Origin of the sequence: Micromonospora sp. DH13, from assembly GCF_020873825.1 — a bacterium.
GTDB lineage: Bacteria > Actinomycetota > Actinomycetes > Mycobacteriales > Micromonosporaceae > Micromonospora > Micromonospora haikouensis.
On sequence record NZ_JAHWGR010000035.1, the window covers coordinates 24,270 to 37,840 of the forward strand.

The following is a 13,571-nucleotide window of genomic DNA, read 5'->3' on the forward strand; positions in this document are numbered from 1 at the left end:
GGCCCGTTGGACGCCGAGGACTTCGCCGGGGACCTGTTCCTCGCCCTGGCCACGCAGGGCCGCCTGGAGCTGGACGCGGCGGTGGCCGACGAGGCCGTCGCCGGGCTGCGGCGCACGCTGGACGTCGTCGTGGAGCGGATGCGGATCCTGCGGGTGTGGGAGGGCGGGGCCCGTCCCGCCGTGTGCGACCTGCCGCCGGGGCTCGCCCAGGCCGTGGTGGACGTCGTCTTCGCCGAGCAGCTGACGCCCGGCCGGCTGGAGCACGCCGCCCGGGAGCTACCCAAGTACATCGAGGCCCTCCGGCTCGCCCGCCGGCCGCCGCGGTGAGCCGCCCGCCGGGATCGTGAAGGGTTCGTGAAGACGCCCTGCCGAGACTTGGTCGCGTGCCGAGTCACCGGGAGGTTGTTGTGGAACAGGTCAGGGTCGCCGTGCACGCGACGGATCCGCTGAGCCGGGCCGGCGTCGGCGACTACCTTCGGCATCGTGCCGACGTGACCCTGCTCGACGACGGGCGGCAGGACGAGGCCGACGTGCTGCTCGTCGTCGCCGACCGGCTCACCACCGACGTCGTGGCGGTGCTGCGGCGCAACGCGGCCGGATCCGGCACGCCCGCCGTCCTGATCGCCAACGAGATCAGCCAGACGGAGTTGATCACGGCGGTCGACTGCCGGGTGGTGGCGATCCAGCCCCGGGCGGCGATCACCACGGACCGGCTCGTCGACAGCCTGGTGGCGGCCCGCGACGGCGGCGGGGTGATGCCCCCGAACCTGGTCGGCGAGCTGCTCAAGCACATCGAGCGGCTCCAGCGCGACGTGCTCACCCCGCACGGCCTGACCGCCTCGGGCCTGAACGCGCGGGAGATCGACGTGCTCCGCCTGATGGCCGAGGGCCTGGACACCAACGAGATCGCCAGCCGGCTCTGCTATTCCGAACGCACCGTCAAGAACGTCATCTACGGCTTCACGCACCGCCTCAAGCTGCGGAACCGCTCGCACGCGGTCGCGTACGCCCTCCGTGCCGGGATGATCTGACCGCTGCCGTCGGCTGCGGGTCGCCCCCGCGTCGCGGCTCGTGCGCAACGGCGCCGGATCACTGCTGCTCCCCGCACGAGCGGCGGGCCACCAGTGCCGGTCAGAACCGCTCGAACCGGAACGCGGCCAGGGCGTCGTCCCGGTTCTCGCCGAGCGCCTCGGCGGCAACCAGGTCGCCGGCGTGCACGCTCAGGGTCGCCCCGCTGTGTGAGACGGCGAAGTGGAAGTTGGGCAGGTCGACCACGCGGCCCAGCACCGGCAGGCCGTCACCGGGGATGGGGCGCTCGCCGACCCGCACGCTCTCCACGACCACGTCCCGCAGCCCCGGGTACAACGCGCGGCCGGCGGCGAGCACCCTGTCGACCGCCGGTTGGTCGACGCTGATCTCGCCACTGTCGTCGAGGTGCGCCGCGCCGTCGATTTCGTGGGTGTGCAGCAGGAGCCGTCCGCCGCCGTCGGGGCGCAGGTGGACACCGGGTGCGTGGACGACGCGGGACACCGCGACCGCGGCCGGGGACGTGTAGACGAGCACGCCCCGGGTGTTGCGCATCGGCAGCGTCAGGCCCGCCAGTCCGGCGATCCGGTCGGCCCCCGGCCCCGCGCAGTTCACGACCGCGTCCGCGACGATCCTCCGCCCCGAGGCGAGGTGCACGGACCGGACCCGGCCGTCCGCCACCTCAAGGCCGGTGACGGCGTCGTCGCGCACCAGCTCCGCGCCGGCGACGACCGAGGCCGAGAGCAGGTGGCCGATCAGCCGGGTCGGCTCGATCCATCCCTCCTGCGGGAAGTAGGCGATCCCGTCGTCGGGCAGCTCGGCGGGGTTCATGTCCGGTTCCAGGCGCAGCGCCTGCGCCCGGGTGAGCCAGCGCGCCTCGTAGCCGTAGTCGAGGACGCCGTCGACCTTCCGGCGCAGCTTCGCGCGCCCGGCCTCGTCGTCGGCCCATTCCAGGTTGCCGCCCTCGTGGTACCAGTCGCTCAGGGGCACCTCGGCCGCCAGCCTGCGGTGTGCGGCCATGCCCGCGACGCTCAGGTCGTGGTACGGCCGGGGCTGCTTGCCGCAGGAGTTGGTCCAGGAGAACGTCGCGCCGGAGGTGCCGCCGGCCGGCGCCGCCGCGTCGACGACGGTGACGCGGGCGCCGCGCCGGGTCAGCGCGGCGGTCACCGCCGCGCCATAGACGCCGGCGCCGATGACGACTACGTGCTCAGCCATCTGGGTTCCGTTTCTCTCCGGGGACAGGTCGGGTCACTGACGGGGGGCAGCGGGACGGGGTGCACCTGTCGGGTCGTCCCGAACAGTCCGATGTAGAGCTCCGCCAGGGACGCGTACGCCCGCCGGACCTGTCCCGTGTCCACCACCCCACCCTAGGGCGATTTGACACCCCCGATAGCTAACAGTTATCTATTACCGGTCTACGAAGGGTGGGGCCGGGTGCAGGACGTGGTGCTGGCCATGCTGGCCAAGGAGCCGGCGTACGGCTACGACCTGCGCAGCCGGTTGCGGGCCGCGCTCGGCCCCCTCGGCGAGACGATGAACGCGGGGCAGATCTACGTGACGCTGACCCGGCTGGCCAAGGCGGGGCTGGTGACCTCGCAGCGCGTGGAGGGGCTGCCGGACCGGCCCGACCGCCGGGTCTACGCGTTGACCCCGGCCGGGCAGCAGCGGGTCGCCGCCTGGCTGGCCGAGGTGCACTGGCCGAGGCCCGACCTCACCGAGTTCCACCTCAAGCTGGTGGCCGCCGCTGCCGCCCGGCTCGCCGACCCGGTGGATCTGGTCGACGCGCAGCGGCGTGAGGTGCTGCGCCGCCTGCGCGACGCCCAGCGGGCCGCGTTGGACCGGGCGGTGGACCCGGTCGTCGGGTTGCTGTTGGAGGGGGTCGTGTTGCGGCTGCGGGCCGACCTGGAGTGGCTGGAAGCGTGCGAGCGGACCTGGACCGGGCGTGACCAGGCCGGGCAGGAGGGAAAGCGATGACCGAGGGCAGCGGGGGCACGCCGGGTGGCGCCGCATGACCGGGCCGGCGGTGCTGCGGGCCCGCGCGGTGAGCAGGTGGTACGGCCGGGACAGCGCCCTCGTGCGCGCGGTCGACGACGTCGACCTGGAGGTGCCTGCGGGGCAGACGTTGGCCATCATGGGTCCCAGCGGCTGCGGCAAGTCGACCCTGCTGCACCTGCTCGGCGGGCTGCAACGCCCCACCCACGGCGAGATCGTGCTGGCCGGGCAGCGGGTCGACGCCATGAGCGAACGCGCCCTCGCCCGGCTGCGGCGACAGCACATCGGCTTCGTCTTCCAGTCGTTCCACCTCATGGACGAGCTGACCGCCGTGGAGAACGTCGAGCTGGCCGCGCTGCTGGCCGGGCGGTCTCCCCGCCGGGCCCGGCAACGCGCCCTGCACCTGCTGGACCGGGTCGGGCTCGCCGACCGCGCCCGGCACCTGCCGTCGGCGTTGTCCGGCGGGCAGCGGCAGCGGGTCGCGATCGCCCGGGCGTTGAGCAACGAGCCGCTGGTCGTGCTGGCCGACGAGCCCACCGGAAACCTGGACAGCGCCGCCACCCTGGAGGTGCTGCGGCTGTTCGAGGAGCTGCGCGCGGCGGGGCAGACTCTGGTGGTGGTCACCCACGACGCGCGCATCGCCGCGGTCGCCGACCGGGTGATCTCCATGCGGGACGGGGCGTTCGCCGACGACAGCCGGTTCGCCGCCGGCACCGCCGGCCGCGCGGGCACCGGCACCGTCTACGGCGGGGGGCGCTGAGATGACGGGACGTCTGCTGCTCGTGTGTCGGCTGCTGGCGCGGGACCTGCGCCGACGCCGCGTCGAGACCGCACTACTGCTGCTCGCCATCAGCGCCGCGACCGCGACCCTGACCCTCGGCCTCACCCTGAACGACGCTCTCGCGAAGCCGTACGAGCGGACCCGGGCCGCCACCGCCGGCCCCGACGTGGTGGCGACGCCGGCCGCGTCGGGCCCGGCGGCCCTGGCCGCCCTCGCGCCGCTGGCCACCGCGCCCGGCGTCACCGCGCACAGCGGACCGTACCCGATCGGCTATCTGATGCTGACCGCCCGAGGACGGACCGTGCAGGCCGTCGTCCAGGGCCGCGACGACTCCCCGGCGACCCTGGACCGGCCGGCGGTGACCGGCGGCACCTGGGTACGCCCCGGCGGCGTGGTCGTCGAGCACGCCTTCGCCGCCGCCCTCGACATGCGCATCGGCGACACGGTCAGCATCGACCGCCACCCCCTGCGGGTGGTCGGGACCGCGGTGACCGCCGCCCGCGCCGTCTACCCGCGCGCCGACTGGCGCGCCGATGCGGGCAGCCCCCTGACGGAGAGCGCCGGCCTGGTGTGGGTCGACCGCGGCGAGATCTCGGCGCTGGCCGGCGCACGGCCCCTGTCGTACGCCCTGAACCTGAGATACGCGGACCCGCACGTCGGCACCTCCTTCACCCACAAGCGCGAAGACGGAATCGAGTACACGAGCTGGACAGGGATCGCCGAGGCGAACGGCAGGCTCGTCACGGGGGCGCGGCTGGCCCTGCTGGTCGGCAGCTGGCTGCTCACCGCCCTCGCGGTGGTCGGCGTCGCCAACATCGTCGCCGGCCGCATCGCCGACCAGCGTCGCCGGGTGGGGCTACTCAAGGCCGTCGGCGCCGGACCGGCCATGGTCGCCACCGTCCACCTCGCCGAACACCTCGTCGTCGGGCTCGCCGCCGCCGGCACCGGCCTCGCCGCCGGCTGGCTCGCCGCGCCGGCGCTGACCGACCCCGGCGCCGGGCTCCTCGGCGCCACCGGGACCCCGCCACCCGGGCTGCGCGCCGTGGTCGCCGGCACCGCCCTCGCCCTCGCCATCGCCGCCGCGGCGACGCTGGCGCCCGTGCTCCGCGCCGCCACCACCGACACCGTCCACGCCCTGGCCGACGCCGCCACGCCACCCCGGCGGCGCGGATGGCGCGTCTGGCTGTCCCGCCGGATGCCCACCGCCCTGCTGATCGGGGTACGCGTCAACGCCCGCCGCCCCCGCCGCGCCCGCCTCGTCATGGTGAACACCCTGATCACCACGACCGGCCTCGCCGCCCTGCTCATGGGCCTGCGGCAGGACCGGCAGATCGGGCTCGGCGGGGCGGAGCTGGCCAACCCCCGCGACGCCCGGACCATCCAGGCCATGCTGCTCGTCATCGGCGTGCTGTGCGCCCTCGGGCTGGTCAACGCCGTCGTGAGCACCTGGACCGCGGTCCTCGACGCCCGCCACCCCCTCGCCGTCGCCCGCACGCTCGGTGCCACGCCGGCGCAGGTGACCATGGGGATGGCGGTGGCGCAACTCCTCCCCGCCACGCTCGGCGTCGCCGTCGGGGTCCCGGCCGGCATCGGCCTGTACCTGGTCGTCAGCGCGGGCGAGCAGCGGTACGCACCCGTCTCCTGGCTGCTCGCCATGGCCTGCGCGGTGCTGCTCGCCGTCGCCGCGCTCGCCGCCGTCCCCGCCCTGGCCGCCGCCCGGCGGCCCGTCGCCGACGTCCTGCGGTCCACCCCGGCCTGACCCGCACCCGGTTGAGCTATAACGACCTGATGGGAACAAGGCCGACGCTCGTCGTCGTCAGCGGACCGTCGGGGGCGGGCAAGACGACACTCGCCCACCTGCTCGCCCGGCGGATCGGGTGCCCGGCGATCTGTCGGGACGAGATCAAGGAGGGCATGGTCCACGCGGCCGGCGACTTCGTCGCCGCACCGACCGACGAGCTGAGCCTCCGGACCCTGCCCACGTTCTTCGAGGTGCTGCGGCTGCTGTTGACCGCAGGCGTCACGACGGTCGCCGAGGCGGCCTTCCAGGACCGCCTCTGGCGCCCCGGCCTGCAGCCGTTGCTCGGGATCGCCGACGTCCGGGTGGTGCACTGCCAGGTCACCGCGCAGGCGGCCTTCGACCGCGTCCGGCGACGGCAGGACGAGAACGCGACCCGGCGGGCCCACGCCGACGCGTACCTCGGTGACCGGCAGACCCACGCCCTCGGCCACCGGGGCTTCCAACCCGTCCGGCTCGCCGTGCCCGAGATCGAGGTGGACACCAGCGACGGCTACCGCCCGGGGCTCGACGAGATCGCCGCCTTCGTGAACGCCGGCCGATGAGGCGCTGCCGCCCGCACGCCGCACGGAGGGGAGGTCACGGGTCGATGAGCCCCTCGGCCAGCAGATCGCCCCACAGGGCGTCGGGCACCGGCGTGGCGGCGAGCTGCACGTTGCGGTCGACCTGTTCGGCGTTGCCCGCGCCGAACAGCACGGAGACGACGGCCGGATGCCGCGCCACGAAGGCCATGGCCGCCTGCGGCAGGCTCACCCCGTGCGCGCGGCACACCTGCGCGATCCGCACCGCCCTGGCGTACGTCGCGTCCGGCACCGGCCCGTAGTCGTACGTCCGTCCCGGTGGCTCGGTGGCGAGGATGCCGCTGTTGAAGACCCCGGCGGCGAGCACACCGACCGCCCGTTCCCCGCACCGGGGCAGCAGCGTACGCGCCGCCGACTGGTCGAGCAGGGTGTAACGGCCGGCGAGCATCACGGCGTCGATGTCGGTGTCGGTGACGAACCGCTCCAGCATCTGCCACTGGTTCATCCCGACGCCGATCGCACCCACCACGCCCTGGTCGCGCAGCTCGTGCAGGGCCGGGTACGCCTCGTCGACCGCCTGCCGCCAGTGCTCGTCCGGGTCGTGGATCAGCACGACGTCCACCCGGTCGAGGCCCAGCCGGGCGAGGCTGGACTCCAGCGACCGGCGTACCCCGTCGGCGCTGAAGTCCCAGCGGCGCGCGTGGTCGGCGGGTACGTCGAACCCGCCGGCGTCGTCGCGCAGATGCGCGGTCTGCGGCGACGGCACCAGGATCCGGCCGACCTTCGTGGAGACCGTGAACTCCGCGCGGGGCCGGCCCGCCAGCGCCGCGCCGAGCCGGCGCTCCGACAGGCCGAGGCCGTAGTGCGGGGCGGTGTCGTAGTAGCGGATGCCGGCCTGCCACGCGGCCTCGACCGCCCGGCGGGCCGTGTCGTCGTCGACCGCCCGGTACAGGTTGCCGATCCCGGCCGCGCCGAACCCCACTGTCGTGACCGGGGCCGACGAGCGCCCCAGGCGGGTGGTCCTCATGACGTCTCCTCGTTGCCGGGTCGGGGGTGGGTGCTCGGCGGGGGGCCTCCGGCGGCGGCCGGCCGGACGCGCAGGCCGTGCACGCCGCCGTCGACGGCGAGCACGGTCCCGGTGGTGGAGGCGGCCAGCGGGCTGGCCAGGTAGGCGATCGCGGCGGCGACCTCGTCGGCGGCGACCAGCCGGCCCATGGGCTGGCGGGCCCGCAGGGCGGCGAGCTCGGCGGCCGGGTCGGCGGCGGAGTCGAGCAGCCGGCGCACCCAGGGGGTGTCGGCGGTGCCCGGGTTGACGCAGTTGACCCTGATCCCCTCCGCGACGTGGTCGGCGGCCATGGCGAGGGTCAACGCCTGCACGGCGCCCTTCGTGGCGCTGTAGAGCGCCCGGTCGGGCAGACCCACGGTCGCCGCGATGGAGCAGGTGTTGACGACGGCCGCGCAGGCGGAGGCCCGCAGGTGGGGCAGGGCCGCCCGGGTGACCCGGACGATGCCCACCACGTTGACGTCGAAGACCCGGTGCCACTCGTCGGACGGATTCGCCTCGACGGACCCCTGCGCGCCGACGCCGGCGTTGTTGACCAGGATGTCGATGCCGCCGAGGTGGTGGGCCGCGGCGGCGACGGCCTCGGTCACCGACGTGTCGCTCGTGACGTCGCAGCGCAGGCCGTGCAGCGGGGCCGGCACCCCGAACGGGTCCAGGTCGAGGCAGGCGACGGCCGCCCCCCGCCCCGCGAGCATGCGGGCGGTGGCCAGGCCGATGCCGGAGGCACCGCCGGTCACCACGGCGGTCAGTCCGGTGAACTCGCCGGTCATGACTCTCCCCACTCGGTCCGGACGCGGCCGTCCCGGCCGGCGTGGTCGCTCATCGTCTCCTGTCGAAGCATCGCACCGAAACCCCGGCGCCGCAGTCACCACCGGTCGCCCATTTCCCATGACCCAGGGGGGTTATCGTGGTGACGCCCTCCCCCACCAGCGACGGAGACCCCAGTGTCCCTGCACAAGCTCGGCTTCCTCACGATCGGCCTCTTCGACGAGGCGGATCCCCTGGCGGGCCACGAGGCGACGCTGAACCTCATCGAGCTCGGCGAGCAGCTCGGCTTCGACAGCGCCTGGGTGCGTCACCGCCACCTCCAGTTCGGCATCTCCTCGCCGGTGGCCGTGCTGGCGGCCGCCACGCAGCGCACCCGCCGCATCGAGCTCGGCACCGCGGTCATCCCGCTCGGCTGGGAGAACCCGCTCCGCCTCGCGGAGGACCTGGCCACGGTGGACGTCCTCTCCGGCGGCCGGTTGAACCCGGGGGTCAGCGTGGGCCCGCCGATGCACTACGACCGGGTGCGGCACGCACTGTATCCGGACACCGGCGACGCCGAGGACTTCGGCCACACCCGAGTCCGTCGGCTGCTCGACCTCGTACGCGGGGAGCCGGCCAGCGACCTCGACGGCGTCGAGGGATTCGAGGCGTACTCCCGCCGGGTGCAGCCGTACTCCCCCGGCCTGATCCACCGGATGTGGTACGGCGCCGGCAGCCTCCGGTCGGCGCGCTGGGCCGGCGAGCAGGGCATGAACCTGCTGACCAGCAGCGTGGTCAAGGCCGAGGAGGCCACCGAATTCGACGACATCCAACTCGCGCACATCCGCGCGTACCGCGCCCACCACCCGGCCGGGCCCGCCGCCCGGGTGTCGCAGGGGCTGGTGGTCATTCCCACCGACAGCGCCACCGCCGAGCAGCGCGCCCGCTACGAGGAGTACGTCCGTCGGCGCACCTCCCGGACGGCGGCGCCGCAGGGGCCGCAGCGGATGGTGTTCGCCCGCGACCTGATCGGGCCGTCCGACCGGATCGCCGAGGAACTGACCGCCCTCGCCGCGTTCCGGGAGGTCGACGAGGTGGCCTTCGCCCTGCCCTTCACCTTCGACCACGCCGACTACGTGCAGCTGCTCACCGACATCGCGACCCGGCTGGGCCCCCTGCTCGGCTGGCGCCCGGCACGCTGACCCCGCCCGCCGGGAAGCGCCGGACGGCCTAGAGCGGGAAGCGGCCCTGCCGCCACTGCCAGTGACGCCCGGCCGTCAGGTGGTCGACGACCGCCCGCTGGAGCGCGGTGCGGCGCGGCAGCCGGTCCAGCGGCGTGGTCAGGGTGCGGAACACGAACCGCAGCACCTCGACGTCGGCGTCGAGCCCTTCCGGCTCCTCGTAGGGCTCCAGCTCGAACCTCCGCTGGAACCGCACGATGTTGGAGCTCTCGGGCAGGTATTCCCGCAGCTGCGGGTCGAGCAGCCACGAGCCGCAGGCGAACGCCGTGTAGCGCTCGTCGGGGAAGTGGCGCGGGAAGAATCCGCGGGCCTCGTCGAGCGACGCCGCGACCGCCTCCGGGGTCAACGGCCCCGAGTCGGGGATGTGCAGGCCGATCGCGCCGTCGCCCCGGTGGTGCTGCAACCGGCCCAGCTCGTAGAGGCCGCCGCGCACGTGCAGCGTCAGCCAGCTCTGCATCACCGGCCAGCCCTCGCCGCGCATCCGCCGGTCGACCGCGAGGTTGCGGCCCAGGTCCGCGAGGGTCGTCCACGACACGGCGTCGGCGATGCCGTGGTCGCGGTGGTAGCCCCTGACGACGTCGACCAGCGCCAGGTAGGCGTAGCCGTAGAGGTGCCGCCAGGCGGGACCCCGGTCGCGGGGCAGCGCCGGGCCGGGCGACAGCCAGCCGTGCCCCCCGAGATCTGCGCGGACCAGGGCGGTCGAGCGATCGAGCAGCCAGCGCAGCTCGGGTGTCCACAGCGGAGAGTCGGCGTCCGGCCAGCCGGCCATGATCTCGGCGGCGTCGTCCGGGGGCACCGCGAGCCGGTCGAGGATCGCGGGCGCGTCGGCCCTGGCGGGCAGCGGAGCCGACGGCCCGTCCCCGGCGAGCCGGTGCACGCGCTCGACGTCCTCGACGGGCACCCCGAGCCGGGCGGCGATGGCGGCGAAATCCACGCCGACGACGCTACCGGCCGCCGGGCCGCCGCGACAGGCCGGCGACCTCGGCCGCCTCGGTTGGACCGCTCGGTTCGGCTGGCCTCGGTTGGGCCGCCTCGGTCCGGCCGACCTCGCCGTGCTGGCCCGGTGCGGGCGGGAGCACGAACAGGGGCGGCGGACCGGGGCACGGGCCGGTCAGCGGCGGTGCTGCGCCGCCGGGTCGAAGCGGGCGACGAAACGCCGCTGCCACGGCGTCTCCACGGCCTGGGGCAGGTAGTGCGCGCGGACGTAGGCGACGGCCTCGGCCGGGGGCACCCCGTCGAGGATCGCCAGGCACGACAGTCCCGTCCCGGTGCGCCCGAAGCCGCCCCCGCAGGCCAGCTCGACCCGCTGCGTGCCGGCCCGGTCCAGCGCCTCGCGCAGGGCGGCCACGAAGTCCGCGCGGTCGGCCGGCAGCCAGAAGTCGCGGCAGCGGACCCACCGGCTGTCCCACGGCACCGGCCCCGGCGGGGCGCCCACCAGGTAGACCCCGAACTGCGGCTCGGGCCCGTCCGGCAGCGGGTTCCGCAGGCCACGGCCACGCACCAGCCGTCCGGACGGCAGTCGCATGACGCCCGGCGCGCTCGGCTGCCAACCGGCTTCGGTCATCGCCACACCTTCCCCACCGCCGGCGTCAGCGCCGGGCACCGCCCGGTCGACGCCGGTCGCCGCCGGCGGCCCGGTGGCCGACGCGGGGAGCCTGCACCACCGGGGAGTTGCCCCGCCCGGGGCGGGGGCTTCGCGCCGCGTCGGCGACCATCTCGTCGGGGTCGTCACGGAGCGCCTGCCGGATGTGCGGCGGAACCAGCTCCGACGTCGCCACCGCCATCCGCACCTGCACCGACCGGTCGTCGACCAGGTGCCGCAGGTCCGCCTCGGTCAGCTCGACCGCGAGCACCAACGCGACGCGCACGTCCGCCACGGGGTCCCGGGCGAGCGCGCCACGCTGGGCGGTGCTGGTCCGCGGGTTGCGGGCGAGCCCCCGGCGTACGCGCGCGGTGCGGTCGGCCAGCAGGGCGGTGATCACCTCGGGGTCGTGGGTGTGGGTGGCGAGACGTTCCCGCACCTCGGGGGAGACGTCGTCGACCAGCCGCGCGGCCAGGTCGGGCTCCAGTTCGCGCGACTCGGCGAGGAGACCGCGAAGCTCCTTGTCGTGGGCCTGCGCCATCACCCGGCGAACCGACTCGTCGCAGGCCGGATTGCCGGCGACCGCCCAGCGGACCCACCGGTCGGCGTCCTTGACCAGCCGCACCAGGTTGCCGACCGAGGCCGAGGGGTTCCGCGCCACGGCCTCCCTGACCTGACGGTCGTGGTCCCGGGCCAACGGCCGCAGCGCCTGGGCGGGCGCGTCGGTGCGGCCCGCGACCGCCCTGCGGACCAGGGGCGACGGGTCGGCCGCCAGGTCGATGAGGGTCAGCTGGGGCGTCTCGGGGTGCTGGGCGAGGGCGAGCCGCGCCTCGGCGCTGTCACCGTCCGCGCCGTCCGCGAGAGCGCCCGACCCACTGCGGCGGTGGGGCCCGCCGACGTCCCCCTGGTTTGCCATGGGCGCCATCATGTCACGGGCCCGTCCGGGTACGAAGTTCGTCGGCCGGGCGGCGGGCAGGCGCCTCAGTACCGGTCCCGGGTTCCCAGGAGGGCGTGGTGCGCGGCGCGACGCCAGGGCTTGAGTTCGGTGTCGATCGCGGCCCAGCGGGTGTCGTCGACGCGGAGGGCCCCGTCGACGTCGGGCAGGGCCTCGATCAGGCGCATCCGCTGGTCCTCGCTCGGGTGGGTGCTCCACAGGTCGGTGGCCCGCCGGCTGACCTGACGGGCCAGCGGCAGCTGGACGGCCAGGCGTTGCCGGGCCTCGGCCGCCAGCTCCTCGAGCTGTTCACCGTCGATGCGGGGCGCCAGATGCCACAGGTCCCGCCAGATCCGGTCGGCGAGCAGCACCGTCTCCGACGAGCGGAGGAAGGGCGCGGTGCCGGCGACCCGGCGGGCGACCAGATCGGCCCGGTACTCGGCGCGGCGGCTGTCGGGCATCGCGACGCTGTCGACGAGCAGCTGCACGGTCGCGCCGACGACATTGACCAGGGCGATGGTCCCGTGGACGGCCATCCCGAGGAGGACGACCAGGCCACTCTGCCGTTCGGCCAGCGAGTCCGCCGTGCCGAGGGCCCGCCGCCACGGGTTCCGCCCACCGGTGGCCGCCACCGCCCGGGCGCCGAACGTCCTCGCCGGCAGCGTCCACCGCACCCGCAACGGGTCGCCGTTGGCGAGGTGACCCAGTTCGTGGGCCAGGACCGAGACGCGGGCGGCCCGCGGCAGCATCACCCAGAGGGGGATGCCGATGACGAGCACCGACCGCTGGCGCCACCCCAGCTGGGCGACCGCGGCGTTGATGCTCAGGTCGGCGCAGATCACGTCAGGGACCGGCGTTCCGGCGGCCTCGGCGACCTCGCGCACCAGCCGGTGCAGCTCGGGGGCCGCGCGCTCGGTGATCAGGCCATGCCTGGGCACCCGCCCGAACGCGGGCTTGACCAGCAGCAGGACGAGCACGGCGGGGATCGCCAGGACCAGCCGGATCCCCGGCGACAGGTCGCTGGCGACCACGAGCCAGCCGAGATAGCCCAGCGCGGCCACCCCGAGCAGGGCCAGCACCACGGAGACCGCCAACAGCCAGACCTCACCGGTCGACGCGCCGGCCTCGCGCCCCTGCGGGTCGGCCAGCAGCTGCTCGTGCGTCGACCGGTCGAGCTTGAGCCCGCGCCGGAATCCCCATCGGCCGATCGTCCTGGTGCCGCGCCAGGGAGCCAGGGCGACGTCGTACACCTCCAGGTTCCACCGGCAGGCGGGGCACCAGGGAACCGTGCCCACCTGCGGCGGAAACAGGTCGTGGGCACAGGACGGACACCTGCTCGGCGTCCTCGTCGTCGTCGGCACGACGCCGGAGTCTATAGCGCGGCGCCTGCGGATCCAGGCGTGGCGATCAGACGGGTCGCGACGGTGGCCCAGATCGCGCCGGCCATGGCCGGCGGCCACCATCCACTGTGGCAGGCGGGTGTCACGCCGGTTCGCCCCAGACGACGGCGACGCTGTTCGGGTCGGTCGGGCTGTAGCGGACCGCCACCGTGCCGCCGGGTCGGAGTTGACCGAGGTACACCGGCGGCACGAGGCCGGTGTGCGTGGCGGGGAACGGCGGCCGGTCGGCGGGGGTGACCATGAGCTGGATCTCGACGAGGGGGGCGTGGTTGACGTACCCCCCGGTCTGGCGGAGCCCGACGATCGTGGCCGTCGCCGGCGTGCCGGTCGTGGCGAGGTGGGCGGTCGCCTGCTGACCGGCCAGTTGCTGGCGCATCTGCTGCATGGCGGCCAGCCCCTGGCGCAGTTGGGCCCCCGGGTCGTAGGTGCGGTCGATCTCGTCGGCCTGGCGGCGCAGGTCCCGCAGCGAGCTGAAGAATCCCATGG

Annotated in this window: 15 protein-coding genes; 7 read left to right on the forward strand and 8 right to left on the reverse strand. The window is 75.0% G+C overall.

Annotation, left to right across the window (positions count from 1 at the left end; all coding sequences use genetic code 11):
• Nucleotides 1-6: 6 nt before the first annotated feature.
• Both LPA42_RS27060 and LPA42_RS27065 read left to right on the forward strand, forming a co-directional pair.
• Nucleotides 7-327, forward strand: a complete 321-nt coding sequence (locus LPA42_RS27060; protein WP_228986943.1) for a hypothetical protein — start codon at nt 7-9, stop codon at nt 325-327.
• Nucleotides 328-407: 80 nt separating this feature from the next.
• Complete coding sequence (locus LPA42_RS27065; RefSeq protein WP_077937365.1) at nt 408-1,031, forward strand: LuxR C-terminal-related transcriptional regulator; 624 nt, start codon at nt 408-410, stop codon at nt 1,029-1,031.
• Nucleotides 1,032-1,131: 100 nt separating this feature from the next.
• On the opposite strand, the gene LPA42_RS27070 is transcribed toward LPA42_RS27065, so the two are convergent.
• Nucleotides 1,132-2,241, reverse strand: coding sequence for an FAD-binding oxidoreductase (locus tag LPA42_RS27070; protein ID WP_077937364.1), 1,110 nt, complete (start codon nt 2,239-2,241; stop codon nt 1,132-1,134).
• Nucleotides 2,242-2,460: 219 nt separating this feature from the next.
• Between LPA42_RS27070 and LPA42_RS27075 the strand changes: the two genes are divergently transcribed.
• Genes LPA42_RS27075 through LPA42_RS27090 form a run of 4 tightly spaced genes read left to right on the forward strand, consistent with a single transcriptional unit; the run spans nt 2,461 to nt 6,142 of the window.
• Nucleotides 2,461-3,000 (forward strand): PadR family transcriptional regulator, encoded by a 540-nt coding sequence (locus LPA42_RS27075; protein ID WP_077937363.1) that lies wholly within the window; start codon nt 2,461-2,463, stop codon nt 2,998-3,000.
• A 34-nt stretch (nt 3,001-3,034) separates the two neighbouring features.
• On the forward strand, nt 3,035-3,778 hold the full coding sequence (locus LPA42_RS27080) for an ABC transporter ATP-binding protein (protein ID WP_077937362.1): 744 nt from the start codon (nt 3,035-3,037) through the stop codon (nt 3,776-3,778).
• A 1-nt stretch (nt 3,779) separates the two neighbouring features.
• A complete protein-coding gene (locus LPA42_RS27085) occupies nt 3,780-5,558 on the forward strand; it encodes an FtsX-like permease family protein (protein WP_077937361.1) in 1,779 nt (592 codons plus the stop codon).
• A 29-nt stretch (nt 5,559-5,587) separates the two neighbouring features.
• Nucleotides 5,588-6,142: an AAA family ATPase gene (locus tag LPA42_RS27090; protein ID WP_077937360.1), complete on the forward strand. Its 555-nt coding sequence runs from the start codon at nt 5,588-5,590 to the stop codon at nt 6,140-6,142.
• A gap of 34 nt (nt 6,143-6,176) precedes the next feature.
• Here the strand turns inward: LPA42_RS27090 and LPA42_RS27095 are convergent, their stop codons facing one another.
• Nucleotides 6,177-7,145 (reverse strand): aldo/keto reductase, encoded by a 969-nt coding sequence (locus LPA42_RS27095; RefSeq protein WP_077937359.1) that lies wholly within the window; start codon nt 7,143-7,145, stop codon nt 6,177-6,179.
• Nucleotides 7,142-7,951 (reverse strand): SDR family NAD(P)-dependent oxidoreductase, encoded by an 810-nt coding sequence (locus tag LPA42_RS27100; protein ID WP_077937358.1) that lies wholly within the window; start codon nt 7,949-7,951, stop codon nt 7,142-7,144. Before LPA42_RS27100 ends, LPA42_RS27095 begins: the two co-directional genes overlap by 4 nt.
• Nucleotides 7,952-8,125: 174 nt before the next feature.
• Here LPA42_RS27100 and LPA42_RS27105 point away from each other — a divergent pair, with 174 nt between their 5' ends.
• Entirely contained in the window at nt 8,126-9,130 is a 1,005-nt protein-coding gene (locus LPA42_RS27105; protein ID WP_077937357.1) for an LLM class flavin-dependent oxidoreductase, read from the forward strand.
• Between the two features lie 28 nt (nt 9,131-9,158).
• Here LPA42_RS27105 and LPA42_RS27110 read toward each other — a convergent pair whose 3' ends face one another.
• The 5 genes from LPA42_RS27110 to LPA42_RS27130 form a co-directional block, all read right to left on the reverse strand.
• Nucleotides 9,159-10,103: an acyltransferase domain-containing protein gene (locus LPA42_RS27110; protein ID WP_077937356.1), complete on the reverse strand. Its 945-nt coding sequence runs from the start codon at nt 10,101-10,103 to the stop codon at nt 9,159-9,161.
• Nucleotides 10,104-10,280: 177 nt separating this feature from the next.
• Nucleotides 10,281-10,733 (reverse strand): protein phosphatase, encoded by a 453-nt coding sequence (locus LPA42_RS27115; protein ID WP_077937355.1) that lies wholly within the window; start codon nt 10,731-10,733, stop codon nt 10,281-10,283.
• 25 nt (nt 10,734-10,758) lie between these two features.
• Entirely contained in the window at nt 10,759-11,667 is a 909-nt protein-coding gene (locus tag LPA42_RS27120; protein ID WP_077937354.1) for a hypothetical protein, read from the reverse strand.
• Nucleotides 11,668-11,732: 65 nt separating this feature from the next.
• Nucleotides 11,733-12,980, reverse strand: a complete 1,248-nt coding sequence (locus LPA42_RS27125) for a M48 family metallopeptidase (RefSeq protein ID WP_158229406.1) — start codon at nt 12,978-12,980, stop codon at nt 11,733-11,735.
• Nucleotides 12,981-13,167: 187 nt separating this feature from the next.
• On the reverse strand, nt 13,168-13,569 hold the full coding sequence (locus tag LPA42_RS27130) for a hypothetical protein (RefSeq protein WP_077937352.1): 402 nt from the start codon (nt 13,567-13,569) through the stop codon (nt 13,168-13,170).
• Between the last annotated feature and the right edge of the window lie 2 nt (nt 13,570-13,571).

Excerpts from the sequence above, each read along its gene's own strand:
- LPA42_RS27070 (WP_077937364.1), bottom strand. The coding sequence starts at position 2,241 with ATGGCTGAGCACGTAGTCGTCATCGGCGCCGGCGTCTATGGCGCGGCG.
- LPA42_RS27080 (WP_077937362.1), top strand. The coding sequence starts at position 3,035 with ATGACCGGGCCGGCGGTGCTGCGGGCCCGCGCGGTGAGCAGGTGGTAC.
- LPA42_RS27085 (WP_077937361.1), top strand. The coding sequence starts at position 3,780 with ATGACGGGACGTCTGCTGCTCGTGTGTCGGCTGCTGGCGCGGGACCTG.
- LPA42_RS27090 (WP_077937360.1), top strand. The coding sequence starts at position 5,588 with ATGGGAACAAGGCCGACGCTCGTCGTCGTCAGCGGACCGTCGGGGGCG.
- LPA42_RS27095 (WP_077937359.1), bottom strand. The coding sequence starts at position 7,145 with ATGAGGACCACCCGCCTGGGGCGCTCGTCGGCCCCGGTCACGACAGTG.
- LPA42_RS27100 (WP_077937358.1), bottom strand. The coding sequence starts at position 7,951 with ATGACCGGCGAGTTCACCGGACTGACCGCCGTGGTGACCGGCGGTGCC.
- LPA42_RS27115 (WP_077937355.1), bottom strand. The coding sequence starts at position 10,733 with ATGACCGAAGCCGGTTGGCAGCCGAGCGCGCCGGGCGTCATGCGACTG.
- LPA42_RS27120 (WP_077937354.1), bottom strand. The coding sequence starts at position 11,667 with ATGGCAAACCAGGGGGACGTCGGCGGGCCCCACCGCCGCAGTGGGTCG.
- LPA42_RS27130 (WP_077937352.1), bottom strand. The coding sequence starts at position 13,569 with ATGGGATTCTTCAGCTCGCTGCGGGACCTGCGCCGCCAGGCCGACGAG.